Here is a 24636-nt window from a genome sequence, read left to right as displayed (position 1 = left end):
CTTCATTCCTTCAGACGGGCGCCCGGCCGCCATTGGCGAGCGCCGATTGCATGGTGCGCACGACGACAAAGGCGTCGCGCAAATGGGACCGTTCGAAGTCTCCGAAATCATACGGTGCGAGGAAGTTATCCGGCTTTCGCCCATCCCGCACCTGCCTCACCTGATTGCGAAGCCTCATATCGGCGATCAGGTCGTAAGCCGCGATCAGATCGCGTGCACCGGCGCCGGAAATGATGCCCGCCTCCTCGGCGGCCAGCAGCCGTGCGCGCGTGTTGACCGGTGCAAGCCGTCCCATCAGGGCATAGACCCGCCCGAGATCGATCACCGGAACCACGCCGTTGTGCTTCATGTCGATCTGGTTGCGATGTTCGCCGCTGCGGATGGTGGCAAACCCGCGAAGCAGCCCGAGAGGCGGAGCATGCTTCAGCGAGTTGCTGATCATATGGGCCGTGAAGATCGAGTTGCGGCTCGCCTCTTCCAGGATCTCAGCCTGGAGATCCTGATAGAGCGAAGAGGCTCCGCAGATCGGCCTGAGGTCAAACATCACGCTCGCCAGCATTTGCGCTGTCGGATCCGCCTTGTAGATCCAGTCCCGGAAATAGCTGCGCCAGACGGAAACCGGCTGGCACCAGCGCGGATTGGTCGCCATCATGTCGCCCGGGCAGTAGAAATAGCCGCAGATGTCGAGGCCCCGGCTGACCTTGGCAGCGAGCTGCTGGAACCAGGGCATCTCCTCCGGCTCCACGCCATCTTCGATAAAAATGCAGTTGTCCTGATCGCTGACGCCGCTTTGCTCCTGCCGCCCCTGGCTGCCGCAGGCAAGCCAGACATAGGGCACCGGCGGCGGCCCAAGCTCACGCTCGGCGAGCATGATCAACCGGCGGGTCACGCTGTCCGCGATATCAGTGATCAGCCGGGTAACGACTTCATGGGCATTGTTGCTACCGACGAGCTGCACGAGCAATTGCGGGATACGCGCCGTGATCGCGCGCATATCCTCCGCCCGCTCGGCCGACGCGATGTCGCGGATCAACTGCGCAGAGCTGATCGCGTGGAAGCGAATGAGATCAGTCTGGGTAATCATCCCCACCAGCCTGTCGCCTTCGACGACCGGAAGATGACCGACACGGCGCTCCAGCATCAGATGCAGGATGTCGGAGCCCAAAGCCTCCCCCGGCAGCCCAACCGGATCAGGCGTCATCACCGCAGAAACCGGGGTCGTGTCGGGGTTCAAGCCCTCGGCAAGCACGCGCCCTGTCAGGTCGCGGGTCGTGAGAATACCGAGAAAGCGCCCGGCGTCGACAACACCGAGACTAGAGACGTGCCGTTCACGCATCAGGGTGGCGGCAGAACGGACCGTATCGGATGGGGCACAAACGATCGGAGGTCGCGACATCAGTTCGCTGACCTTCTGGATCGCCATATCGCCACGCCGGGTATCGGCAAAGCGCCCGCGGGTGAAGAAGCGGGAAAAGACCGCCTGTTCCTGCATCAACCGATGGAACTCGTCTTTCGGCAACATGAGCAGGGTGCAGTCGGAGCGCGCAATTGCCGTGGTCGCTGCAAAACCGTCGGACAGCAGGCCACGTTCGCCGAAGGAGTTTCGAGCGGCAAGCTCGGAGACCACCGTGCTGGCGGCATCCAGGATCTCTACGGCACCATCCATGATGAGATAGATGCCCGGCAATACGTTGCCGCGGTGATAGATTTCGGATCCTGCGGAAAAGGTAAGGGGTGCGAACCGGGTGGAAACCCGCTCGATCTCGTCTCTCGGAAGACTGTCATACGGATGAACGGTCTCGAGAAACATCAGCACGTCGGATTGTGCTTGCGACATCCTGTTTGCCCTCATTTGGCGCTATCGAGCCGCGAATGACTGAGGGACAGGAGGGGCGACACAGGGCCGCCCCTCCCGATTGTCTCTATCAGTGACCGGTCGCCTGACCCGCACCGCGCGGAACGCGGATGGATTCGACGAGATCCTGGACATGCTTCGGCGGAGCCTGGGTCATCATCGACACGATATAGGCCGTGGCGAAGTTGAGCAGCGCACCGATCGGGCCGAACGCCGTCGGCGGGATGCCGAAGATGTAGTTGGCCGGAACGTTTTCGACCATGTTGGTACCTGCGATGAAGAACCAGCCCAGATAGGTGAACAGGTACAAGCAGGTAACCACGAGGCCGACGATCATGCCGAGCGTGGCACCGACCGAGTTGATGCGCTTCGAGAAGATGCCCATCATCAGAGCCGGGAAGATCGTTGCAGCCGCAAGACCGAAAGCGAGAGCAACCGTCTGTGCCGCGAAGCCCGGAGGGTTGATGCCCAGCAATGTTGCAACCAAGATCGCGCCTGCCATCGAGATACGCGCGGCCATCAGCTCGCCCTTTTCAGAGATGTCCGGCTTCAGGAAGTCCTTGATCAGGTCGTGGCTGATTGCTGACGAGATAGCAAGCAGAAGGCCGGCCGCAGTCGACAGAGCGGCTGCGAGACCACCGGCGGCGATGAGTGCGATAACCCAGCCCGGCAGCTGTGCAATTTCCGGGTTGGCGAGAACGAGGATGTCGTTGTTGATCGTCAGCTCGTTACCAGCCCAGCCACGCTGCGTGGCGGTTTCGGTGAAGCCCGCAGCAGCATCGTTATAATACTGGATACGGCCATCGCCATTCTTGTCTTCGAACTTCAGCAGACCGGTGACTTCCCAGTTGCGCATCCAGTCCGGACGCTCCTCATAGAGAACCGCTTCCTGCTGCGTGCCACCGGGGAAGATGGTGTCGATGATGTTCAGGCGTGCCATAGCGCCAACAGCCGGAGCCGTCAGATAGAGCAACGCGATGAAAATCAGCGCCCAGCCTGCCGACCAGCGAGCATCAGACACCTTCGGAACGGTGAAGAAGCGGATGATGACGTGCGGCAGACCAGCTGTACCGATCATGAGCGACAGCGTGAACAGGGTCATGTTCAGCATGGAGCCTTGAGCGGTGTAGGCATTGAAGCCAAGGTCGGTGACGACCTGGTCGAGCTTCTGGAGCAGCGGCAGTGCGGATTCCGTGTGCGTGCCGAAGAGGCCGAACCACGGGATCGGGTTGCCGGTCAGCTGCAGCGAAATGAAGACCGCCGGGATGGTGTAGGCGATGATCAGAACGATGTACTGAGCCACCTGCGTGTAGGTGATGCCCTTCATACCGCCGAGAACCGCGTAGCAGAAAACGACGGCAGCAGCGATCCAGAGACCGGTCGAGACTTCGACTTCGAGGAAACGAGAGAAGGCGACGCCTGCACCGGTCATCTGGCCGATAACGTAGGTAACCGAGATGATGATCAGGCAGACGACAGCCGTCAGGCGAGCGCCCTGGCTGTAGAAGCGGTCACCGATGAACTGCGGGACGGTGTATTTGCCGAACTTGCGCAGGTAGGGAGCAAGCAGGAGCGCGAGCAGCACGTAGCCGCCGGTCCAGCCCATGAGGTAGGTGGAGTTGCCGTAGCCGACAGTGGCGATGAGGCCAGCCATCGAGATGAAGGAGGCAGCCGACATCCAGTCAGCCGCAGTTGCCATGCCGTTCATGACAGGATTGACGCCGCGGTTTGCAGCGTAGAACTCGGCCGTGGTTCCGGCGCGAGCCCAGATGGCAATGCCGATGTAGAGCGCGAAGGACGCGCCTACGATCAGCAGGTTGAGTGTATACTGATCCATTGTTGCTCCGCCTTACTGCTCGTCGACGCCGAATTCGCGGTCGATCTTGTTCATATAAACCGAGTAGCCGAAAATCAGGATGATGAAGACCACGATCGAGCCTTGCTGGGCGAACCAGAAGCCAAGATCACTTCCACCGACGGCAATACCCGACAGAGCGGGGCGAAGCAGGATGCCGAACCCGTAGGATACGACGGCCCAGATCGCCAGGCAGATGTAGATGACGCGAACGTTTGCAGACCAGTAAGCGTTAGACGAAGATTTATCCGTCACGAGTACTCCTCCCTTTCCTCGATGAGACGTCCCCCTGGAACGTCATTCCTCCAAGTCTGTCCCGCCATTCCATGTCCCACGGCGGAATAGACAATTGTTTAGGATTAACGAATCCGCCGGAGAACGTACATTCTCCGTTAGTCGCAGGACGGACCGATCGCAGGATTGGGTGGCGCAGCGGCCAGTTGAGAGTGACTCGGAGCAGGAAAGCTTAACCGTTAAGCAACCATGTTGGTTTGCGAAGTTTGGAAATGCGCCCATTCGCCAAAGCGATATGATGACAAGGCACCTCAGCCCATCAAGTCATTCCAGCGACTTAGCGCGGCTGCACAAGGGGCATGTCATTCCCATCGTCTGGCTTTGAAAGAGCCAATACGTGACCAGCCCTCGCAGAGCCACAAGCCTTCAGCGAAACAACCGCTGCAGGCGTGGCCGGATACGCAGGAAACGACGATAGGCAGCCTCGAAAATCGGGGTCGCAGGCGCCCAGCCGGCCAGAAGTCCGAGAGGACGCAGAAGCGGGATGGCACGCCACATGGCGGCAAACGCCTGCGCGCCCGAAAGCAGCTTCCCACTTTCTTCGGCATGAAACCGCGAAAGCAGCTCGGCGCGATCGATAGGACAGGCACCACTTGGGTCGCAGGCATCGACAAAGTGGATTGCCCCGCGTCGATCGAGACGGCGCATCAGCGCAATCTCCCGCAGGCAGAGCGGACAACTGCTATCGAACCAAACGGTGACTTGCGGAGACATGGGACCACTTTACCAAAGGACGTCGTCCCATCAATCTGGGCCTCGACATGCATTCCGGCAATGCGTCCGGACGCCGCTGGCCAAAAGGGCCGGCAAATCAGTCGTGCCGCATCCGATCCTGGACCGAGCAGACTTCTCAGACACAGGCGAGCGCAATTTGGCATCGCCGCGAGCGCAATATGGTGCTTTTCGGGTCCTGCACTTTTGTCTTATCGAACGGGAATAGACAAAAAACGGGACCTGCGGTGATGACCAGACCATTCTTCTGGAACGAGTTGACGACAACGGATTTTGCCGGCCTGTCGCCAGACAAAACGATCGCCATCCTGCCGATCGCGTCCACGGAACAGCACGGCCCCCATCTGCCGATCGCAACCGATGTCGCCATCGCAAACGGCATGCTGGCAGAACTGAAGGTCCAGCGCCCCGACGATCTCGACATTCTCGTTCTGCCGACCCAGGAAATCGGCAAGGCCAACGAGCACGTCTATGGCCCAGGCAGCCTCTCCTTCGGTCCGGAAATCCTGATCCCCGCCTGGACGGCGATCGGTGCCAAGGTGGCTGAAGCCGGCCTGCGCAAGCTCGTCATCGTCAATTCCCACGGCGGCAATGTCGATGTCATGAGCATCGTCGCCCGCGAACTGCGCGTCCGCCACCAGATGGTCGTCGTATCGACCCAATGGGGCCGCTTCGGCAATCCGGACGGGATGATCTCGGAAAACGAAAGCCGTTACGGCATTCATGGCGGCGAGGTCGAGACCTCGCTGATGCTGCATTTCCGGCCCGAACTGGTCCGTATGGACAAGGCTCAGAACTTCGTCTCGAAGGCTGAGGAAATGCGCTCCAATTCGAAGTTCCTGACGCCGCTCCCGCCGCATTCGCTTGCCTGGATCGCCCATGATCTCAACCCGCATGGCGTGGTCGGCGACGCATCCAAGGGCACGGCGGAAAAGGGGGCCGCGATCTGCCGGCATCAGGTCGCAGGTTTCATCGAGCTCCTGCGCGACGTTACGGCCTACCCGCTGTCGAACCTCTACACACCCGGCTGAAGATGGCTCACGCCTGGCCGCGTATGGTCTCGGGGATGTGCCCACGCGCCTTCAGATCCTGAACCAACAGCAACATCTCCTGCATCAGGTATTCGACGAAAAGGCTCGTCGCTGAATCGAGCGGCGCCCGCGCCCGGGCAAACAGCTTCATGGGCTGATGACGGACATGCGCCTCGGTCAGCGGCCGGAAGATGAGCTCGCCGCGCCGACATTCGGCAACCGCATCGAGCGGGTTGAGCATGGTGAGCCCCGTACCGGCCTTGACCAGCTGCTTCATCAACTCCGACGAATTGGTCTCGACGACAGGCTCGACCAGCAAAGGCAGAGGCGCAAGCGCCAGATCGATGATGTTGCGCAGGCTGGTGCCGGATTGCGCCAGGATCAGCGGTTCCTGCACCACTTCGACCAGATCGATCGGCCCCTGCTCACCGGCCAGCCGGTGTCCCGGCGGCAACACCACGCCGACGGGTACGTCGAAATTTGCGAGCGTTCGGATGCCTGGCGTCGCCGGGATGTTGAAGCCGAGGCCGAGATCCACCTCACCGGTGAGCACAGGGTTGATGGTGGTGGACCCGCCGTCGTTGCGCAGTTTGATCTGGACGCGGGGATGCGCGGCAACAAAGCCTGCCAGGATCTCCGGCAGCGGTCCGGAGGCGAGACCGACGGTGGTGACCAGCGATACCTTGCCGGCCTGCGGGGTCTTCAGGCCACGGATCCGGCCTTCCAGACGCTCGTAATTCTTCAGAACATCGCGGATGTGCTCGACACAGAGCTCACCAGCCGCCGTCAATCGCAGGCCTTTCGGCAGCCGCTCGAAGATCGGCGCGCCGAGTTCCTCCTCCAGCGCGAGGATCTGGCGGTTAACCGCGGAAGATGCGACATTCAGCCGGGCCGCGGCTTTTCGGATCGACCCGCAGCGAACGATTTCGTTGATATAGACGAGCTTTCGGGAATGCAGCACGAGGCCTCCGCTGCGCAAAAATTAGTCATGCCGCATCACTATGCATCAATCCTGAGAGCAGTGCAAAAAAAGCATCGATGCGGACGAATTTTGATGCTTTTCAAGACGCATGCCAGCCGATCAAATGCCGGAAAGGGGAGCCCGAAAACGGGCCCTGGAACGAACAGGGGAACGATTTATGCGCGACACGCTCACCAAGACCAGCCTCTTTGCCCTGATGGGCCTTGCAGCTTCGCTGGCTTCCACCTCCGCCGCCCTCGCCCTCGATGAGGTCAGCTACGGCACGAACTGGCTGGCCCAGGCCGAACATGGCGGCTTCTATCAGGCCGTGGCCGACGGCACCTATGAGAAATATGGCCTCAAGGTCACCGTGATCCAGGGCGGTCCGCAGGCCGCCAACCGTGCGCTGCTGATCGCCGGCAAGGTCGATTTCTACATGGGCAGCCCGCTCGGCGAAATGGACGCCGTCAAGGAAGGCATCCCGCTGATCGACGTGGCAGCCATCTTCCAGAAGGACCCGCAGGTCCTGCTCGCCCATCCCGACCAGGGCATCGAGACCTTCGCCGACCTCGCCAAGCTCGACTCGATCTTCATGGGCAAGGACGGCTACGTCACCTATTACGAGTGGATGAAGAAGAACTTCGAGGGCTTCACCGACGAGAAGTACAAGCCCTACACCTTCAACCCGGCCCCCTTCATCGCCGATCCGAAGTCAGCCCAGCAGGGCTATCTGACCTCGGAACCCTATGAGATCGAGAAGCAGGCCGGCTGGGCACCGAAGGTCTTCCTTCTCGCCGATAACGGCTACAATCCCTATTCGACGATGATCACGACCACGACGACCATGGTCGAGAGCAAGCCTGATGTCGTGCAGCGCTTCGTCGATGCTTCGATCGAGGGCTGGTACAACTACCTCTACGGCGACAACAAGGCCGCCAACGACCTCATCAAGAAGGACAATCCGGAAATGACGGATGGCCAGATCGAATACTCGATCGCCAAGATGAAGGAATACGGCATCGTCGAATCGGCCGAAGCGATGGACAAGGGCATCGGCTGCATGACCGACGAAAAGTACAAGGCCTTCTTCGACGCCATGGTCCAGATCAGCGTCCAGCCAGCCGACCTCGATTACAAGAAGGCCTACACCACCCAGTTCGTCTGCAAGGGCGTCGGCATGGCGCTGAAGAAGTAATCTCCACCTCCCCCTTGAGGGGGGAGGTCGCAGCAAAGCTGCGGGTGGGGGTGATCGGCCGTCTCACGCTGAAATCACCCCACCCCGGCACTGCGTGCCGACCCTCCCCCTCAAGGGGAGGGTAGACGCCCACCACGATCCTATCTCCCCCTTGAGGGGGAGATGTCCGGCCGGACAGAGGTGGGTACCCCTCCTCGCAACGCCACCCCTGCCGCAACACCAGAATGCAACGCGGATGTATCGCGAGACAGAATGACCAGTTCGCCAGCCACCGAAGACCCCATCATCCCGCCCCCTCCCGAACAGCGCCGGGCGCTTGTGGTGATGAAGAACGTATCAAAGGTCTTCTCCAGCGGCACGGTAGCGCTGACCGGCATGTCGCTCACCGTCAACGGCGGTGAATTCGTCTCCCTCCTCGGCCCCTCCGGCTGCGGCAAGTCGACAGCACTGCGCATCATCGCCGGCCTCGGCGACACCACGACCGGCACCATCGACTGGCCGAGTTCCCGCATCAATTCGAAGGGCCTGCCTGAAGGCGATATCTCCTTCGTCTTCCAGGAGCCGACGCTGATGCCCTGGGCGACCGTCTTCGGCAATGTCTACCTGCCTTTGAAACTGCGCGGCATCTCCAAGTCGGCCGCCAAGGCCGATATCCTCGCCGCCCTCGACCGCGTCGGCCTCAAGGATTTCACCGACGCCTACCCCCGCGAACTCTCCGGCGGCATGAAGATGCGCGTCTCGATCGCCCGCGCGCTGGTCACCAAGCCGAAGCTGCTGTTGATGGACGAACCCTTCGCCGCCCTCGACGAGATCACCCGGCAGAAGCTGAACGACGATGTGCTGGCGCTCTGGAAGGAGACCGGCATCACGGTCATCTTCGTCACCCATTCCGTCTTCGAAAGCGCCTACCTCTCAAGCCGCATCGTCGTAATGAAGGCGCGCCCCGGCCGGGTGCATGCCGATTTCCCGCTGCAGACCAGCCTCGACCGCGACGCCTTCTACCGGACGTCCGAGGAGTATCGGCAAGCTTGTGAAACCGTCTCCAAGACACTGATCGAAGCCATGGGCGGGGAGCATCACTGATGACCGGACCGGCCGAAACGCTTGCGAAAATCCTCGTTCCTATTCTCGTCGTCTGTCTGTTGATCATTGTCTGGCAGGTCGGCGTCTGGGTTTCCGGTGTCCCGCAATACATCCTGCCCGGCCCGATCGCGGTCGCCGGCGCCCTGTTCAAGGACTGGGGCACGTTGTCGCCGGCGCTCTGGGTCACCACCAAGATTACGCTGATGTCGCTGGGCCTCGCGCTTCTCGGCGGTGTCGGCATCGCCGTTGCGCTTGTCCAGTCGAAATGGATCGAGATCGCCTTCTATCCGATCACCGTCATCCTGCAGGTGACGCCGATCGTGGCCATTGCACCGCTGATCCTGATCTATTCGCCCTCGACGCAAGTTGCGCTCCTGATCTGCGCTTTCCTCGTCGCCTTCTTCCCCATCCTCTCCAACATGGTCCAGGGCCTGAAGAGCGTCGATCATAACTTGCTCAATCTCTTCGACCTCTACGGCGCCTCGCGCTGGCAGACGCTGCTCTATCTGAAGCTCCCAGCCTCCCTCCCCTATTTCATGACGGGTCTCCGGATCGGTGGCGGCCTCGCCCTCATCGCTGCCGTCGTCGCAGAATTTGCTGCAGGCTCGGCTGGCGCCGGTTCAGGCCTTGCCTTCCGCCTGCTCGAGGCCCAGTTCCGTCTGAACATTCCGCGCCTCTTCGCCGCCCTCTTCCTGCTCTCCTGCCTCGGTGTGGTGATCTTCGCCATTACCTCCTTTATTTCCTGGCTGGCGCTGCATCGCTGGCACGAGAGCAGCCTGAAACGAGAGAATTGATGTCGAACCCGATTGCCAACCTTCCCGCCGCCAAGCGCTTCGTCCTTGCCAATGCGACGCTCCCCGAGATTTGCGTTGATGGCGTCGAGGCCCCCGCATGCGAGGGCCTGATCAGCGCCGACATCATCGTCGCGGATGGCAAGGTCGAGGCGATCCTGAAACCCGGCACCGCCCCATCAGGCCTGCCCTCCACGGATCTGCGCCATGGCATGGTCTGGCCGACCTTCGTCGACATGCACACCCATCTCGACAAGGGCCATATCTGGGACCGCCGGCCGAACCCCTCAGGCGATTTCATCGGCGCGCTCGAAGCCGTGAAGACCGATCGCGAGGCCCGCTGGACGGCTTCCGACGTCAAGGCCCGCATGGAATTCTCGTTGCGCACGGCTTACGCCCACGGCACCAGCCTGATCCGCACCCATCTCGACAGCCTGGCGCCCCAGCACCGCATCTCGTTCGAGGTCTTCGCCGAAGTCCGCGACACCTGGGCCGGCAAGATCGATCTGCAGGCCGCCGCCCTCTTCCCCTTCGACCAGATCACCGACGAGGCCTTCTTCAAGGATCTGGTCGAGGTCATCGTTGCCAACAAGGGCCTGCTCGGCGGCGTCACCTATCTGATGCCGGGCCTCGACGAAAAGCTCGACATCCTCTTCCGCGCAGCCTCCGAGAATGGCCTCGACATCGACCTGCATGTCGACGAGACGCAGGACAAGGAAACCCTGACGCTGAAGACCATTGCGGAAGCCAAACTCCGCAACAGCTTCGAGGGTTCTGTAACCGTCGGCCATTGCTGCTCGCTCGCCCGCCAGGACGACGACTTGGCCAAGCACACCATCGATCTGGTGGCAGAGGCCGGCCTCTCGGTCGTCTCGCTGCCGATGTGCAACATGTATCTGCAGGACCGTCATCCGGGCCGCACGCCCCGCCAGCGCGGCGTCACCCTCTTCCACGAACTGTCAGCCGCCGGCGTCGCCACTGCCGTCTCCTCCGACAACACCCGCGACCCATTCTATGCCTATGGCGATCTCGACCCCGTCGAAGTCTTCCGCGAAGCGGTGCGTATCATCCATCTCGACCATCCGCTGGATACCGCAGCGAGGGTCGTCACCCGCACGCCCGCCGACATCCTGAAGCGCCCCGACCATGGCCGCATCGCCGTGGGTGGCAAGGCGGATCTCGTCCTCTTCAGCGCCCGCCGCTGGAGCGAATTCCTTTCCCGTCCGCAGGCCGACCGCATCGTGATGCGGAATGGCATGGGCATCGACCGCAGCCTGCCGGATTACCGCGAACTTGACCCGTTGCTTGGAGTTTAGACATGGCCGACTACGCCAAAATCATCGAAGAGCTGGGAGGCATCGCCGTCGAGGACAATCCGGCTCTGGTCAAACAGAAAAGCCGCGATTTCTACTGGTATTCGCCGATCCTGAAGGAGGAACTCGACAATGTCGTCGGTGACCTCGTCGTTTCCCCGACGACGGAAGAAGAGGTCATCCGAACGCTGAAAGTGGCCTATGCGCATGGCGTGCCGGTCACCCCGCGTGGCGGCGGCACGGGCAATTACGGCCAGGCCATGCCGCTCTCGGGCGGCATCGTGTTGAACCTCATCAACATGAACAAGGTGAAGGAGATCCTGCCCGGCCGCGTCATCTGCGAGCCAGGAATCATCATCTCCGAGCTCGACCGCCAGACCAAGGAACATTCCGGCCAGGAATTGCGCTTCCACCCCTCGACCAAGCAGACCGCCTCGGTCGCCGGTTTCATCGCCGGCGGCTCCGGCGGCGTCGGCTCGATCACCTGGGGCGGCCTGCGTGACCTCGGCAATATCCTGCGCCTGCGCGTCGTCACCATGGAAGCCGAGCCGCGCGTGCTAGAACTTTCCGCCTGGGACCTGCAGAAGGTCTCCCATGCCTATGGCACCAACGGCATCATCACCGAAGTTGAGATGCCGCTTGCCCCGGCTTACGACTGGGTCGACGTCATCGTCGGCTATGACGAGTTCATGGACGCGGTCAAATTCGCCGATGCGCTCTCCCACAAAAACGGCATCCTCCTGAAGGAAGTCGCCCCGATCGCCGCCCCCATTCCCTTCGACTATTTCACCCGCCACAAGCCCTGGCTGAAGGAAGGCCAGTCAGTGGTCGTGTTGATGGTGGCGCCGCATTCGATGGAACCCTTCCTGGCGCTCGCCGAGCGGATGAAGGGGGATGTGCGCTTCCGCTCCGATCAGGTCGAAAGCATGAAGGGCATCCCGCATGCCTATGAGCTCACCTGGAACCACACGACGCTGCGGGCGCTGAAGCTCGACACCAACATCACCTATCTCCAGGTCCAGTATGCCGGCCCCGATCATGTCGAGAAGGTCCGCGTGATGACCGAACTCTTCCCGGACGAGGTCATCGGCCATCTCGAATTCATCAAGTTCGACGGCCAGATCCAGTGCGCCGGCCTGCCACTGGTGCGTTACACCACCAAGGAGCGGCTGGAAGAGATCATCCGCATCCACGAAGAAAACGGCTGCCCGATCTTCAACCCCCACCGCTATACGCTCGAGGAAGGCGGCATGAAGCAGACCGACCAGGTCCAACTTGCCTTCAAGAAGGAAACCGATCCGAAGGGCCTACTGAACCCCGGCAAGATGATCGCCTGGGAGAACCCCGACTTCGATTTCGCTGCGGGCAAGAACTACCTGTTCCCGGGCCTGGAGGTGTTTTCCGAAGCCTCGTAAGGCCCACCAGATGCGTTGCGGCTTCCCGTTCCGGAGTCGCAACGAAGAACCGCCGGAACGAACTTATTCCGAAGGTACTCCCGGCCGGATCACTCCGGCCCATGCAACATCAGACATGGCATCCCCCATCCCTCGGCATCAGGCGGCGAAGGACTGGGATGCTGGGACAAACGGCGCGGAAGTTCAACTGGACCCCGACTGCGAAAGCGGCGGGCAACGACTTGGAGCTTTTGACATGCGCGTACTCGTCCTTCACTCCCACCCCCTCGATGAAAGCTTCGGCCGGGCGCTTTACAAGCTCACCTGCGAGAGCCTGGAAAAGGCAGGCCACGAAGTCGACGGCTGCAATCTCTACGAGGAGGGTTTCGACCCGGTGCTCTCGGCCCATGACCGCCGCGTCTATCACGACATTCCCGACAACCTCTCCCTGGTGCAGCCCTATGTCGACCGCCTGAAGAAGGCGGAAGCGCTTGTCATCGTCACCCCCGTCTGGAACTTCGGCTTTCCGGCCATGCTGAAGGGCTATTTCGACCGCGTCTGGCTGCCCGGCGTCTCGTTCGATTTGGTAGACGGCAAGCTGACGCCGACGCTCAGCCACATCAGGAAGCTCGCGGCCGTCATGACCTATGGCGCCACCCCGATGCGCGCCTTCCTTGTTGGCAACCCGCCGAAGAAGATCGTCAATCGCGTCCTCCGCGCCCAGATCAAGATCGGTGCACCGGTGAAATACCTCGCCCATTACGACATGAACAACTGCACGGAAGAAACCCGCGCTGCGTTCATGGCCAAGGTGCGCCGCGAGATGGAAAACTTCTGAAGGTTAAGCCGGCGGTCAGACGACCTTGGCCGCCGTCACCTCGACTTCGACCAGGAATTCCGGTCGCGTGAAGCCCCCCACCACCAGCAGCGTTGAGACCGGCTTCGGGTCGAGCGTGTAGCGATCGCGCACCGCCATATAGTCAGGAAAATCCTCCCGCCGCGTCACGAAGCCGGAGACACGGATCACATCCGCGAACGTCATCTCAGCCTCTTCCAGGATCGCCTTGATCGCCTCGAAGCACAGCTCAGCCTGACCGGTGACATCAGATGGAACTGTGTCATCGGGGCGGATGCCGAGCTGGCCGGAAGTAACGAGCAGGCTCCCACCCGGCGGCACGAGCAGACCGTGATTGTAATGCCCGAAGGGACGGCGGACGGAAGGGGGATTGAAGACCTTTTTCATGAACTTGAGCCTAACGCGGCGAGCCCGTCTGCGAAAGGAAAAAGCATGCCTCCACACGCCTTTTGACCTTACAAATCCGGGCCTTTCGCCTAGCGAATACGCCGCCCCGAGGCATCGAAGAGAAAGCTGGTCTTCGCAGCAAGCCCCACCGCCATCTCGTCGCCGTAGCGCCCCCCGTGACGCCGCTCTTCCTGCTCGATGATGATCTGCTCCCCGGGCACCGTATGGGCATAGACATAGCTGGTATTGCCGAGATGCTCGACCACATCGACATGGGCCGTCAGCTGCGTCTCGCCGCTGCCAGCCGGTAAAAAGTGCTCCGGCCGCACCCCGACCGTCACGGCATCGCCCACCTTTGGCGGGGTCGCGCAGGAAACGGTCAGCTGCGTATCCGGCCGCGCCTTAAGCGCTACCGTCACCTGTCCACCCTCCGCCTGACCGATCACCACCGCTGGCAGAAAGTTCATCCGAGGCGAGCCGATAAAGCCGGCGACGAACATGTTGTCGGGATCGTCGTAGAGTGCCAGCGGCGCACCGACCTGCTCGACAATGCCGCCGCGCATCACGACGATCTTGTCGGCCAGCGTCATCGCCTCGACCTGATCATGCGTGACATAGACGATCGTGGCATTGAGCTCCTTGTGCAGCCGGGCGATCTCGACACGCATATGCACGCGCAGTTCCGCGTCGAGGTTGGAGAGCGGCTCGTCGAACAGGAAAACATCCGGCTGGCGCACGATCGCCCGCCCGATGGCGACGCGCTGGCGCTGACCGCCGGACAGAGCCTTGGGCTTGCGATCCATCAGCGCATCGAGTTCGAGGATCTTCGCGGCCGCATTGACGCGCTGCTCGATCTCGTCCTTCGCCATGCCGGCAAACCGAAGCGCGAACCCCATGTTTTCCCGGACGGTCATATGCGGATAAAGCGCATAGGTCTGGAACACCATGGCGATCCCGCGCTTCGATGGGTCGACATCGTTCATCACGGTGCCGCCGATGGTCAGCTCCCCGGAGGAGATATCCTCAAGCCCCGCGATCATCCGGAGCAGCGTGGACTTGCCGCAGCCGGAGGGACCGACGAAGACGACGAATTCCCCTGAGGAAACCTCGAGATTAACCCCCTTGATGACCTCGAGCGAGCCGTAGGACTTGCGGATATCGGTGAGCCGGACCTCTGCCATTTAAGCCTCGCTCAGGTGACGTTGAAGGTGATGCGCTGGGTCCCGAAGGGACGGCAAGTCGCGGACAGCGTCAAGTGACCGGCTTGGTTTCCGGCTTCGACATAGACGCCCACGGCGCCACCCTTGAAGGACAGAAGCGTCGGACCAACGATACGGCCCGGGCCCTCAAGCAATACTTCGACCGGATCGTCGAAGAAGCCGAGGACATTATCGCCCTGATCGAGCGCCCGCAGGATCACGCGAACCGTGTCCTTCTCGCCTGCCCTGAGCTCTCTATCATCGGCCGCAATCTCGAGTGTCGTCGGCAGCGGATCGGCCGGCAGATGACGGCGAACCACTTCCTCGCCGTTGATAAAGCCGACAAGTTCGCCATCCCGCCAGGTCATGCCCCATTCGCCGAATTCCTCCGGCGTCACCATGCTGTGGTCGAGAATGCACGGCGGATGCGGCAGATGCGGATAGGTCTTGATGTCAGGCTCGATCCGCTTGACGATATGGCCCATGCGGATTTCGACATAGTCGCAATTGGTCAGCACGATCAGCGGCAGCACGCCGCCGATATTGCGCTCGCCGCGCGCCCAGAAGCTGACCGGCTGCAAGACCACACCATCCTTGGGATCGCCCTGCGCGGCATAGGCGTAGCCGGCGAATTTCGGCTCGCGATACATGTCCGTGACGCCGTGATAGCAGATGCGGTCGCCGGAGCCGAAATCCTTGTGGGTGTTGTAATCGAACATGCACCAGCCGGTGGAGCCCGAAATCGAAGGATCGCCAGCGGCTGCATTCAGGATCGCCAGATGCCGGCCGACATGCTCTGCCTGCCGCTGTTCCTGATCGAAGCGCTTGGTGGGATACATGTGCCCGCCATATTCGGTGATCATGTAGGGCACCTTGCGGTCGAGCCCGGTCACCTCGCGCTGATCGCGCAGCACCAGCCGCTCGCGATTATGGCCCGGCAGTTCCTCCATGCCGAGGATGAAATCGTTCATCGTATAGACGTCTTCGAGCAGCTCGCTGTCGGTGATGTAGCGCACGCCGCCGGTCTGACGGGTCGTATCGAGCGAACGCGCCATGGCATTCGTCTCGACATAGAAGTCATGGGCGTCCTGGCTCTCGTTGATGCGCACGCCCCAGATGATAACAGAGGGGTGGTTCCAGTCGCGCTCGATCATCCGGCGCACATTCTGAACGCTCTCCGCCTTCCAGGTATCGCCGCCGATGTGCTGCCAGCCGGGGATTTCCTCGAACACAAGCAGGCCGATCTCGTCGCAGCGATCGAGGAAGTACTTCGACTGCGGATAATGCGAGGTGCGAGCGATGTTGCAGGCAAGATCGAATTTCAGGATGTCGGCATCCTTCTCCTGACCGCGACGACCCATGGCGTAGCCGAGATGCGGCCAGGCCTGGTGACGGTTGAGGCCCCGAAGTTTCACCACGCGACCGTTCAGCTTGAAGCCCTCGATCGTATATTCCGCCGAGCGGAAGCCGAAACGGCTCGTGACAGCGTCGGCACCGGCAGCCGTCTCAAGCGTCACCGTGAGGTGATAGAGAGCGGGATTGTCGATATCCCAGAGCGTGATGCCCTGAAGTCCGGAAAAGCCGAGCGAGGCCTCACCGCCGGAAACACTCACCTCGGTCCGCGCAATTTCCTGACCCGCGCCATCTTTCAGAACAGCCGTGACCTTGCCGGAAAGCGCCCGATCCGTCGGATTGGAAATCCAGACCTTCGCCGTCACCTGCTTGGTTTCAGCAAGCACATCCGGCGTCTCGATCTTGACGTTCTTGATCGAAACCGGCGCCGTCACCTTCAGCCAGACGTCGCGATAGATGCCGGCATAGGTGAGATAGTCGATCACGCCGCCGAAGGGCGGAATCTCGGGGTTTTCCGAGCCGTCGATCTTGACCGTCAGCAGGTTGTCGCCAGCCTTCAGATGCGGCGTAAGCCGGGCTTCGAACGGGGTGTAGCCATCCTTATACGAGGTGATCTCCAGACCGTTGAGATAGACAACGCTGTCCGCCATGGCGGCATCGAACACCAGCGACACTTCGCGACCCTCGAAACGCGGATCCCAGGCAATGACCTTCTGATAGGTAAAGGCCTTCTGGTAGCTCTTCTCGTCGAAATAATTGTAGGGCAGTTCGACCGCCGTATGGGGAAGCTGGACCTCTTCACCCGGCTGCGAAGCCGAGGCGAAAGCCGGTTCAAATCCGGCGCGAAAGGTCCAGTCCCGGTTGAAATTCTCGATAATGCGCATTTCAAAGTCCTATTTCACGGAGCCGAGCATGCCCTGAACGAATTGTCGTTGCATGGCGAAGAAGACGAGGAGGGTTGGAAGGGTGGCGAGGATCGTGCCGATCATCACGGTGCCGTATTCGGGCGAATAGGCGGAAGCCAGCGAGGACACGACGAGCGTGATCGTCTTCGTGTCATTCGACTGCAGCACGATCAGCGGCCAGAGATAGTTGTTCCAGTTCAGCATGAAGACGATGACGAAGGCCGCCGCATAGGTGGAGCGCATGACCGGCACATAGATGTAGAAGAAGATCTGCCACTCCTTCAGCCCGTCCACCTTGGCCGCATCCCGAAGCTCGGTCGGGAAGGCCTTCGAGGCCTGGCGGAAATAAAAGATGATGAAGGCAGACGCGATCATCGGCAGCATGATGGCGATATGCGTGTTCAGCAGCCCCGCCTGCCCCATCAGCATGAAGAGCGGGATCATAAGCGCCGCAAACGGCACCATCAGCGTCAAGAGGATCACGGTATAGACCCGCTCGCGGAGCTTCGAGCGGAACATCTCGAAACCATAGCCGGCAAGCGAGGAGACGAGCAGCGTCAGAGCCGTGCCGACAAGCGCGATCTTCACCGAATTCCAGAATACCAGCGGCACATCCACCTGCGCGAAGAAGGATGCGATGTTGTCGAAGAGTGCCGTACCGAAGGTAACCTTCCCGCGGATGATCTGACTTGTCGTATTGGTCGCCCCGATCACCATCCAGATGAAGGGGAAGATCGAGAGAAAGGCGGCAAGCGACAACACGCTATACTGCACGATATCAGGCAGGCGGCGACGAAGCGTGGTCATCATGTGCGTTCCCTCGCGGCATAGAATTGCAGGAAGGAGAGAACCGCCACCATCAGCACGATGACATAGGAAACGGTCGCCGCATAACCGAAGCTCGGCATGAAGCGGAAGGTCAGGTTGTAGATGTAGAGTGAAAGCGTCAGCGTCGAATTCGCCGGTCCGCCTGTGCCTTCGGTAAAGTTATAGACCTCGTCGAACAGCTGCAGCGTGCCGATCGTCGAGGTGATCGTGGTGAACAGGATCACCGGCTTCAGCATCGGAATGGTGAGGAAGGCGAACCGCCCCCAGGACGGCACACCGTCGATCTTCGCCGCCTCATAGATCGAGCGATCGATGTTCTGCAGCGCCGCCAGATAGAAGATCATGTTGTAGCCGGTCCAGCGCCAGGTAATGGCGATGATGATCAGGACCTTGGCCCAGAAAGGGTCCGTGAGCCAACCGATCGGTTCCCCGATGATGCCGATGGCGAGCAGCACGTTGTTCACGACCCCATCGAGCGAGAACATGCTCTTGAACAGGATGGAATAGGCGACCAGTGAGGAAACGCAGGGCAGGAAGATCATCGTCCGGAACAGGCCGGAATAGCGCAGCTTCGGATTGTTCAGCATGGCCGCCAGGATCAGCGCCATGGTGATCATGATCGGCACCTGCACGACGAAGAAGATGACGGTATTTTGCAACGCCTGCCAGAAGACCGGGTCGTTCCAGAGACGCACGAGGTTTCCGCCGCCCGAGAATTTCAGCATCATCCCACGTCCCGAATAGAAGGAAAGGATGAGCGAGCGGACAATCGGATAGAGCATGAACAGCGAAATCAGCGCGATCGCGGGCGCCACGAACAGCCATCCGTTCACGTCGTAATAGCGCTTCAAGCTGGATCTGGATGTGGTGGCCATGCGGTGTCCCCGAACCCGATCAGTGGTCACTGAACATTTGTATACGGAAGGGAAGCCGCGCGGCGTTTCCGCCGCACGTCTCCGGGAGGACAGGGACCGGGCCCAAAGGCCGAGCCCCTGTGGAATGGGTTTACTGGATCTGGCCGGCAGCCTGATCTTCGATGGCCTTCAGGACCTCATCGACCGGCGTACCCTTGACCAGGGCCGGGAAGTTCGCCGTGACAGCCGTGTCGAGCTCGTTGGTGAAGATGCCGTAGTTGACGGCAGGCACCTGGACGAGCCAATCGGCGAAGTTCTGCCAGACCGTCTGGCCACCGAAGAAGTCGTCAGGCTTCTGGTAGGCTTCACCCGTGCGGGCGGCGAGCAGCGAACCAACGGCACCACGCTCGGTCAGGATCTTCTGATAGAAGTCGAGATCCTTGGCATAGACCTCATTGAGGAAGTCGATCGCTTCGTCCTTCTCCGCAGAAGCCTCAAGAACATACCAGCTGGAACCACCAAGGTTGGAGGCAGCCGTCGCGCCATCGATGCCAAGCTTCGGAATGGCGGTCAGTGCCCATTTGCCGGCCTGGTCGGCCTGCGACTTGACGGTGCCGGTGATCCACACGCCCATCAGGACAGAGGCGACATCACCCGAGGTCAGCGCACTGATACCATCGTTCCAGCCACTGGTCGGCTTGGCGACACCCTCGTTGACGATGCGGGCCTGGGTTTCGAGTGCAGCCTTCAGCGCGGCATTGCCGGTGATGTTGAGGCTGCCGTCATCGTTGAAATACCACTGCCCACCGGACTGCATCATGATGCGGATCAGACCGCCATCATTGGCATCGAGCGCCATCATCTCATGGCCGGTCTTGGCCTTCACATCCTTGCCGATCTCGATGAAGCGATCCCAGGTCAGGTTCTCCATATCGGAGGCCTTGTAGCCGGCCTGCTCCAGATAATCCGTGCGATAGTAGAGGCCGGTGACGCCGGAATCGAAGGGAACGCCATAAACCTGGCCTTCCAGCGTCATCAGGTCGACCTTGTATTTGGCAAAGCCGGAATAGTTGATCTTGTCGGTCAGCGCGGCAAACGAGCCCGGGAAGGACTGCAGGTATTTCTGCGCGCCGTAATCCTCGATCAGCACGATATCCGGCAGCGTGTCCGTCATGCCGGAGGCAAGACCCGTCTGCAGCTTCTGCTCGACATCGGCCTTGGCGAAATCGACGATGTTGAAGGTCGTGTCAGGATGCTTCGCGGTATAGCGCGCAGCGGCTTCCTTCATGATCGCGACGTTGAAGTTCGGGTCCCAGCACCAGATGGTGACTTCGCCGGCAAAGGCGGCCGTGCTGCAAAGAAGTGCGGCACCCGTCAGCGCTGCCGAAACGGAGCGCTTGAGCACGCGAGAATAATCCATGTGTTCCTCCCATTATGACGTTGAACGCGGCAGCCTCATCCCCTGCCTCATCGCCACTATTTCCGAAAATCGGAGGACAGCCAAGAAAATTTTTACTAAATATTTTGTGCGCTGCGGTAAGTGCCGTGGATTCCACAACCTTTCCTCGAAAACCGTCAGCTGAGCGATGGGTTCTTCGCACTGCCCCGCCACACCATCTCGGTCGGCAACGTCACGTGCTTGGAGTAGTCGCGTCCATTCAAACGCTCAACGAGCAGATCGACCGCCGCCTCGCCGATGAGTTCGCCCGGAATGCGCATGGTCGAGAGCGGCGGCGTCAGAAACTGCGCCACCGGAATATCGTTGAACGCGACAACCGCGATGTCATCAGGGATCGACAGGCCCGCTTCCTGGATCGCGCGGTAGGTGCCGATGGCCATGTTGTCATTCGCAGCCACGATCGCATCGGGCTGGGTCTCGAGCGCCAGCAGCGACTTTGCCTGCTGGTAGCCCGTCTCGAGCCTGAGATTCTGGCCGAAGCGCTCGCTCTGCCCGAGAGCCAGAAGCTCGGGCTGGTAGCGCCCGCGCGCCTCGTGCCATTCGATGAAGGCCTTGCAGCGCTGCTCGCCATGCATCAGTGCATCATTATCCATCAGCTCGTAGCCACCGACAAAGCCGATCCGCTGGTATCCAGCGCTATCGAGACTGTCGAGGATCGTGACCGTTGCCTCGCCCAGATCCGCCCGCACGCAATCAAACTGCGGCATGCGCGGATTGTAATCGGCCATGACCAGCTGCGGGCAAACCTTGGCCATAGCTTCGATCTCAGCCTTGGGATGATGCCCGACCACAATGGCTGCGGATATGCCGGTCAACATTGCGAGATCCACGGGAACATCGGGGTTGAACACCCGCGCGATCTCGATCTTGTAGGCGCGACAGCGTGCCTCGATCCCGAGGCGCACGCCGACATAATAGGGGTCGACGAGTTCCTCATTCGGCGCCAGAAAATGGATGACCGCAATATTGGCGGAAACCTCCGAATGCATGCCCATGGGAATGGAAAATGGCGGCGAAAGCGCATTCTTGCGCGCCCGCGGGGTCGCATAGTTCAGCGCTTCCGCTGTCTCGATGATCGCCTGCCGCTTGATCTCGGAGATGGACAGCGTCTGGTCATAATTCAAAACGCGGGAAACAGTGCCTGACGAAACGCCAACGGCCTTCGCAATTTCCTTGATCGTCACCACGGCGGCCTGTCCTCCTCCACCTGCATTTCCGAAGGAAGTAGTAAACCTCCAGAAAATATTTACTAGGCCAGTCGCACCATGGATACAACCGCTTCGCTGGACATGGCAAGACGCCCGCCACCGGTCGATGAACCGGTCGCGGGTGTCTGGAAGTCTCTAGCTGGAGGATTTCAGAATTCGGCAGAGGCTCCGACCCAGAGGGTGCGACCGATGACCCAGGGCTGCCCATCCTCGGCTGTGGCATTGCCCAGCTCATTGAACAGGTTGACCACCTTAAAGTTCAGGGTCAGACCGTGATCGTCGATCGCAGCCACCTTATAGGAGCCGGAAAGGTCAACGGTCAGCACGCCATCGAACGCCTTGTCCTCCCAGATGTCATGCTGGATACCGTCGATATCCTCGTCGTCACCTGAGTCAGCCACGCCGTCATAGGCAAAGTTGTAGTTGGCGGAGAGACCGAGTGTCAGGCGCTCGTCGAAAAAGCTGCCAGTGAGACCGACCTGGGCGCGCAGGGGAATGTCCATGTTACCGGTAACCGCGTTGAAGCCAGCCTGGGTATAGGACATGCCCTTGTATGAGATCCGGTTCTCCAGATCATCCTCGTCTACGAAATAGCTGTTCGCTGAAACATTACGGTCCGCCCATGTGATCGACGCGGAAAGCACGGAATTTTCCGCCGGATTCCAGGCGGCCGTCGGCAACTCCTTGGTGTATTCCGCTGTGAGGGAATCATACGAGCCCTCTGCTCCGTTCGTCAGAACATAGGACGAATTCGTAGGTGTCGCGGAGGCATATTGGTCGCGCGAACTGCGATGCATGTAGCGCAGGCGCCAATTGCCCTCGGTCAGCGGATCGACAAAGTCGATCCCAACTGTGAACTCGTCCGTGTAGGGGGTCTTCAGGTCCGAAGCGTCGAAGGAATAATAGGTCTGTGTAGGCGTCGTGGTGAAGTCGCCGACGACACCCGAATTGTCTGGCTCCCTTGTATAGGTGATGCTTCGTGGCTGCTGGTCGCGAATGGCATAGGCGAGATTGGCCGCGTCATAATAGCGATTATAGCCGCCGGTGATGCTGAAATCCTCGATCGGCGTCACGGTTGCAACAAAACGCGGCGCGATGTTGAGGTTCTTCTGGTAATCGTCATAGTCGAGGCGAATGCCGGGGCGGATATTCAGCCAGTCAAAGGTCTGCTCGAGCTCCAGATAGCTGTTGGCCTGCATGATCTGGGCTGTGATGTCGTACGCCTTAAATACGGATTTGCTATTAGAAAACTGCTCTGAGTAGCATTCCTCTGTCGTATTGCAGGTGAAGCCGGTGATATTGGCGGTTCTCAGGGCGGCATATTGCTGGATGACATTGTAGCCGTTGTAGCTCACGTAATCCTTGGCGCGCCAGCGATGCGCCTGGGTATAGCCAAATTCGTAGCCGGTGCGGAATGTACCGTTCCAGATGTCGCCGGCGAGATCCTGAGACCAGGTATAGCGCTCCTGTCCCTGTCCGCGCTCAGTTCCCATGCCGCCTTCGCGGCAATTTGTGCTCGATGTCGAGGTGGGGTCCACGCGGCACCAGTCCAGCATCTGAGACTGGAATACCTTCTGGTAGACGCCTGAAACGGTGCGAAAATATGTCTGCCTCCAGTTGCGGATTATGTCGTCGCCGCCAAGATTGAGCGCATCGGATTTCGATGCAGTAACCTTACTGGTGAGCGTGACATTGGAGAGCGGAATGCCCCCGAGCGAGAAGTCCTCGAACTCATAGGTGTTTTCCAGCTTCCCCGCATAAGTCTGGGTCGATGTATCGATCTCAAGGTCCCGGTAATTGTCCGACTCGAAATCCTGATAGTAGTCAGCGTGGATGCCTTCCAGCTTGAACAGGCCCCAATCTGTCTCTGCATTGGCCTGCAGCCGATAGAACTCGTTCTTGGATTCTGACTCCACAAGCTCGTCGCCGTAAATGTAGTTCTTCGCCTTGTTGGTCCAGGCATCCGTCACGCTGTACTGGCCAATGACAGCAATATTGTCCGTGATCGGGCCGGTAACGGAGAAGGCCTTCTTCTTCTTGTAGAATTCCGGCTCTTTCACGTCATTCGGGTTCTGACCGTCGTCGGTCGCCAGATTGTATTCCACCAGGTCGTCGCTCTCATATTCTACCGACGCAGTTGCCTTCAACCTGTCGGTTGCCGGCTCCATCAGCTTGTATTCAACGACACCCCCCTGGAAGGAGCCGTACCGGGCGGACGCATTGCTGTCGATGACCGTTGCGGATTCGACAAAATCTGTCGGGACAAACACCGTCTGCGAGTGCAGGCCATAGATGCGATCAGCATTGTAGGCGGCATCGTCGTCGGAAAGCTCTCCGCGGTTGCCTGTGTTATAGGGCTCCTCCGTCCCCGTGATCGTGTTGATGCCGATGCCGTTCAGAATAAAGTTGTTTTCATAGGTCCGACCACCTGAGATCGAGACTTCCTGCGGCTTCGTATTCAGGATCGCCTGCCCCTCGACGCCGGCGTTGTCATTCGTATCATCCTGATACTGCACATTCGGCAACCCGCGCAGGAAGCTGTTGGCGTCCGCGCTGCTGGTGCGGACCCCAACCTGGGTCGAATCCATCACGGTCGTTCCGGTGTCCGCCGCACTCTCCGTGCCGAGCTTCACGCCACCGCCGGAAGACGAAACGGTGATTTCCTCGAGTACAGTGGTTCCGGCAGCGGCAGCCTCGTCGACAACCCCGGCGGCAACCAGCGACACCGTGCGGGCGCCCGTGACGCGGACCTCGATTCCGGAACCGACAACCAGAGCCCTGAGGGCCGAGAGCGGGTTGGTCTCACCGGCAACCGCGGAAGATGTCCGCCCGGAAACAAGCGCCGAGGCATAACCGACCTGCCAGCCGGTGAGGCGGGTGAAGGCGCGCAGCGCTTGATCGAGCGGCTGGGCGGGAATGTCGATACTGGAAGTGGCACTGGCGGCCGGCGCGGCAGCGGCCTCTTGTGCATGACCGGTGCCCATTGCCCCCATCGAAGAAGCCAGCGCCGTGGAAACCATGAATATCGCAAGCCGACGCCTGCGGATCGAAACTGTACGCAATGCCATACTCATCCAGGCCTG

Annotated in this window: 20 protein-coding genes; 7 read left to right on the top strand and 13 right to left on the bottom strand. The window is 60.4% G+C overall.

The genetic code is table 11. The annotated features are described in order from the left end of the window. Positions 1–10: 10 nt before the first annotated feature. From AC02Y0_RS22130 to AC02Y0_RS22115, 4 genes are all read right to left on the bottom strand, one after another. Positions 11–1837 (bottom strand): DUF294 nucleotidyltransferase-like domain-containing protein, encoded by a 1827-nt coding sequence (locus tag AC02Y0_RS22130; protein WP_476381373.1) that lies wholly within the window; start codon positions 1835–1837, stop codon positions 11–13. A gap of 88 nt (positions 1838–1925) precedes the next feature. Continuing rightward, positions 1926–3692: a sodium:solute symporter family protein gene (locus AC02Y0_RS22125; protein ID WP_476381371.1), complete on the bottom strand. Its 1767-nt coding sequence runs from the start codon at positions 3690–3692 to the stop codon at positions 1926–1928. A gap of 12 nt (positions 3693–3704) precedes the next feature. Next, positions 3705–3965, bottom strand: a complete 261-nt coding sequence (locus tag AC02Y0_RS22120) for a DUF4212 domain-containing protein (protein WP_102021822.1) — start codon at positions 3963–3965, stop codon at positions 3705–3707. Positions 3966–4370: 405 nt separating this feature from the next. After that, the gene (locus AC02Y0_RS22115; protein WP_476381369.1) at positions 4371–4652 is read right to left on the bottom strand and encodes a thiol-disulfide oxidoreductase DCC family protein; all 282 of its coding nucleotides are present in this window, start codon (positions 4650–4652) and stop codon (positions 4371–4373) included. A gap of 314 nt (positions 4653–4966) precedes the next feature. Between AC02Y0_RS22115 and AC02Y0_RS22110 the strand changes: the two genes are divergently transcribed. Then, positions 4967–5767 carry a creatininase family protein gene (locus AC02Y0_RS22110; RefSeq protein WP_476381367.1) on the top strand — a complete coding sequence of 267 codons (801 nt, stop codon included), beginning with the start codon at positions 4967–4969 and terminating at the stop codon, positions 5765–5767. A gap of 7 nt (positions 5768–5774) precedes the next feature. Here AC02Y0_RS22110 and AC02Y0_RS22105 read toward each other — a convergent pair whose 3' ends face one another. After that, complete coding sequence (locus tag AC02Y0_RS22105) at positions 5775–6728, bottom strand: LysR family transcriptional regulator (RefSeq protein WP_476381364.1); 954 nt, start codon at positions 6726–6728, stop codon at positions 5775–5777. 178 nt (positions 6729–6906) lie between these two features. Between AC02Y0_RS22105 and AC02Y0_RS22100 the strand changes: the two genes are divergently transcribed. The 6 genes from AC02Y0_RS22100 (at position 6907) to AC02Y0_RS22075 (ending at position 13342) form a co-directional block, all read left to right on the top strand. Beyond that, positions 6907–7923 carry an ABC transporter substrate-binding protein gene (locus AC02Y0_RS22100; RefSeq protein WP_102021826.1) on the top strand — a complete coding sequence of 339 codons (1017 nt, stop codon included), beginning with the start codon at positions 6907–6909 and terminating at the stop codon, positions 7921–7923. A 252-nt stretch (positions 7924–8175) separates the two neighbouring features. After that, a complete protein-coding gene (locus AC02Y0_RS22095; protein ID WP_476381362.1) occupies positions 8176–9006 on the top strand; it encodes an ABC transporter ATP-binding protein in 831 nt (276 codons plus the stop codon). After that, the gene (locus AC02Y0_RS22090; protein WP_444558042.1) at positions 9006–9800 is read left to right on the top strand and encodes an ABC transporter permease; all 795 of its coding nucleotides are present in this window, start codon (positions 9006–9008) and stop codon (positions 9798–9800) included. Before AC02Y0_RS22095 ends, AC02Y0_RS22090 begins: the two co-directional genes overlap by 1 nt. Next, positions 9800–11113: a cytosine deaminase gene (locus tag AC02Y0_RS22085; RefSeq protein WP_476381360.1), complete on the top strand. Its 1314-nt coding sequence runs from the start codon at positions 9800–9802 to the stop codon at positions 11111–11113. The genes AC02Y0_RS22090 and AC02Y0_RS22085 overlap by 1 nt, the downstream gene beginning before the upstream one ends. A gap of 2 nt (positions 11114–11115) precedes the next feature. Further along, on the top strand, positions 11116–12525 hold the full coding sequence (locus tag AC02Y0_RS22080) for an FAD-binding oxidoreductase (RefSeq protein WP_476381358.1): 1410 nt from the start codon (positions 11116–11118) through the stop codon (positions 12523–12525). 235 nt (positions 12526–12760) lie between these two features. Continuing rightward, positions 12761–13342: an NAD(P)H-dependent oxidoreductase gene (locus tag AC02Y0_RS22075; protein ID WP_476381356.1), complete on the top strand. Its 582-nt coding sequence runs from the start codon at positions 12761–12763 to the stop codon at positions 13340–13342. Between the two features lie 15 nt (positions 13343–13357). Here the strand turns inward: AC02Y0_RS22075 and AC02Y0_RS22070 are convergent, their stop codons facing one another. From AC02Y0_RS22070 to AC02Y0_RS22035, 8 genes are all read right to left on the bottom strand, one after another. After that, positions 13358–13747 carry a RidA family protein gene (locus AC02Y0_RS22070; RefSeq protein WP_476381354.1) on the bottom strand — a complete coding sequence of 130 codons (390 nt, stop codon included), beginning with the start codon at positions 13745–13747 and terminating at the stop codon, positions 13358–13360. 89 nt (positions 13748–13836) lie between these two features. Further along, positions 13837–14928 carry an ABC transporter ATP-binding protein gene (locus AC02Y0_RS22065; protein ID WP_476381352.1) on the bottom strand — a complete coding sequence of 364 codons (1092 nt, stop codon included), beginning with the start codon at positions 14926–14928 and terminating at the stop codon, positions 13837–13839. A gap of 11 nt (positions 14929–14939) precedes the next feature. Beyond that, a complete protein-coding gene (locus tag AC02Y0_RS22060; protein WP_476381350.1) occupies positions 14940–17183 on the bottom strand; it encodes a glycoside hydrolase family 2 protein in 2244 nt (747 codons plus the stop codon). A gap of 9 nt (positions 17184–17192) precedes the next feature. Then, positions 17193–18014 carry a carbohydrate ABC transporter permease gene (locus AC02Y0_RS22055; RefSeq protein WP_083697668.1) on the bottom strand — a complete coding sequence of 274 codons (822 nt, stop codon included), beginning with the start codon at positions 18012–18014 and terminating at the stop codon, positions 17193–17195. After that, complete coding sequence (locus AC02Y0_RS22050) at positions 18011–18907, bottom strand: carbohydrate ABC transporter permease (RefSeq protein ID WP_476381348.1); 897 nt, start codon at positions 18905–18907, stop codon at positions 18011–18013. Before AC02Y0_RS22050 ends, AC02Y0_RS22055 begins: the two co-directional genes overlap by 4 nt. 130 nt (positions 18908–19037) lie before the next feature. Beyond that, positions 19038–20306: an ABC transporter substrate-binding protein gene (locus AC02Y0_RS22045; protein ID WP_476381346.1), complete on the bottom strand. Its 1269-nt coding sequence runs from the start codon at positions 20304–20306 to the stop codon at positions 19038–19040. Positions 20307–20461: 155 nt separating this feature from the next. Beyond that, complete coding sequence (locus tag AC02Y0_RS22040) at positions 20462–21532, bottom strand: LacI family DNA-binding transcriptional regulator (RefSeq protein WP_476381344.1); 1071 nt, start codon at positions 21530–21532, stop codon at positions 20462–20464. 170 nt (positions 21533–21702) lie between these two features. Continuing rightward, a complete protein-coding gene (locus AC02Y0_RS22035; RefSeq protein ID WP_476381342.1) occupies positions 21703–24621 on the bottom strand; it encodes a hypothetical protein in 2919 nt (972 codons plus the stop codon). Between the last annotated feature and the right edge of the window lie 15 nt (positions 24622–24636).

The organism is Allorhizobium sp. nf9_anc (assembly GCF_056323085.1).
The sequence above is the reverse complement of the archived record's forward strand: the minus strand, read 5'-3'. Positions and strand labels throughout refer to the sequence as shown.

What these genes read in the sequence shown, in the direction of transcription:
- AC02Y0_RS22130 (WP_476381373.1), bottom strand. Translation starts at nt 1,837, where the DNA reads ATGTCGCAAGCACAATCCGACGTGCTGATGTTTCTCGAGACCGTTCAT.
- AC02Y0_RS22125 (WP_476381371.1), bottom strand. Translation starts at nt 3,692, where the DNA reads ATGGATCAGTATACACTCAACCTGCTGATCGTAGGCGCGTCCTTCGCG.
- AC02Y0_RS22115 (WP_476381369.1), bottom strand. Translation starts at nt 4,652, where the DNA reads ATGCGCCGTCTCGATCGACGCGGGGCAATCCACTTTGTCGATGCCTGC.
- AC02Y0_RS22110 (WP_476381367.1), top strand. Translation starts at nt 4,967, where the DNA reads ATGACCAGACCATTCTTCTGGAACGAGTTGACGACAACGGATTTTGCC.
- AC02Y0_RS22100 (WP_102021826.1), top strand. Translation starts at nt 6,907, where the DNA reads ATGCGCGACACGCTCACCAAGACCAGCCTCTTTGCCCTGATGGGCCTT.
- AC02Y0_RS22095 (WP_476381362.1), top strand. Translation starts at nt 8,176, where the DNA reads ATGACCAGTTCGCCAGCCACCGAAGACCCCATCATCCCGCCCCCTCCC.
- AC02Y0_RS22090 (WP_444558042.1), top strand. Translation starts at nt 9,006, where the DNA reads ATGACCGGACCGGCCGAAACGCTTGCGAAAATCCTCGTTCCTATTCTC.
- AC02Y0_RS22085 (WP_476381360.1), top strand. Translation starts at nt 9,800, where the DNA reads ATGTCGAACCCGATTGCCAACCTTCCCGCCGCCAAGCGCTTCGTCCTT.
- AC02Y0_RS22080 (WP_476381358.1), top strand. Translation starts at nt 11,116, where the DNA reads ATGGCCGACTACGCCAAAATCATCGAAGAGCTGGGAGGCATCGCCGTC.
- AC02Y0_RS22075 (WP_476381356.1), top strand. Translation starts at nt 12,761, where the DNA reads ATGCGCGTACTCGTCCTTCACTCCCACCCCCTCGATGAAAGCTTCGGC.
- AC02Y0_RS22070 (WP_476381354.1), bottom strand. Translation starts at nt 13,747, where the DNA reads ATGAAAAAGGTCTTCAATCCCCCTTCCGTCCGCCGTCCCTTCGGGCAT.
- AC02Y0_RS22065 (WP_476381352.1), bottom strand. Translation starts at nt 14,928, where the DNA reads ATGGCAGAGGTCCGGCTCACCGATATCCGCAAGTCCTACGGCTCGCTC.
- AC02Y0_RS22060 (WP_476381350.1), bottom strand. Translation starts at nt 17,183, where the DNA reads ATGCGCATTATCGAGAATTTCAACCGGGACTGGACCTTTCGCGCCGGA.
- AC02Y0_RS22055 (WP_083697668.1), bottom strand. Translation starts at nt 18,014, where the DNA reads ATGATGACCACGCTTCGTCGCCGCCTGCCTGATATCGTGCAGTATAGC.
- AC02Y0_RS22050 (WP_476381348.1), bottom strand. Translation starts at nt 18,907, where the DNA reads ATGGCCACCACATCCAGATCCAGCTTGAAGCGCTATTACGACGTGAAC.
- AC02Y0_RS22045 (WP_476381346.1), bottom strand. Translation starts at nt 20,306, where the DNA reads ATGGATTATTCTCGCGTGCTCAAGCGCTCCGTTTCGGCAGCGCTGACG.
- AC02Y0_RS22035 (WP_476381342.1), bottom strand. Translation starts at nt 24,621, where the DNA reads ATGGCATTGCGTACAGTTTCGATCCGCAGGCGTCGGCTTGCGATATTC.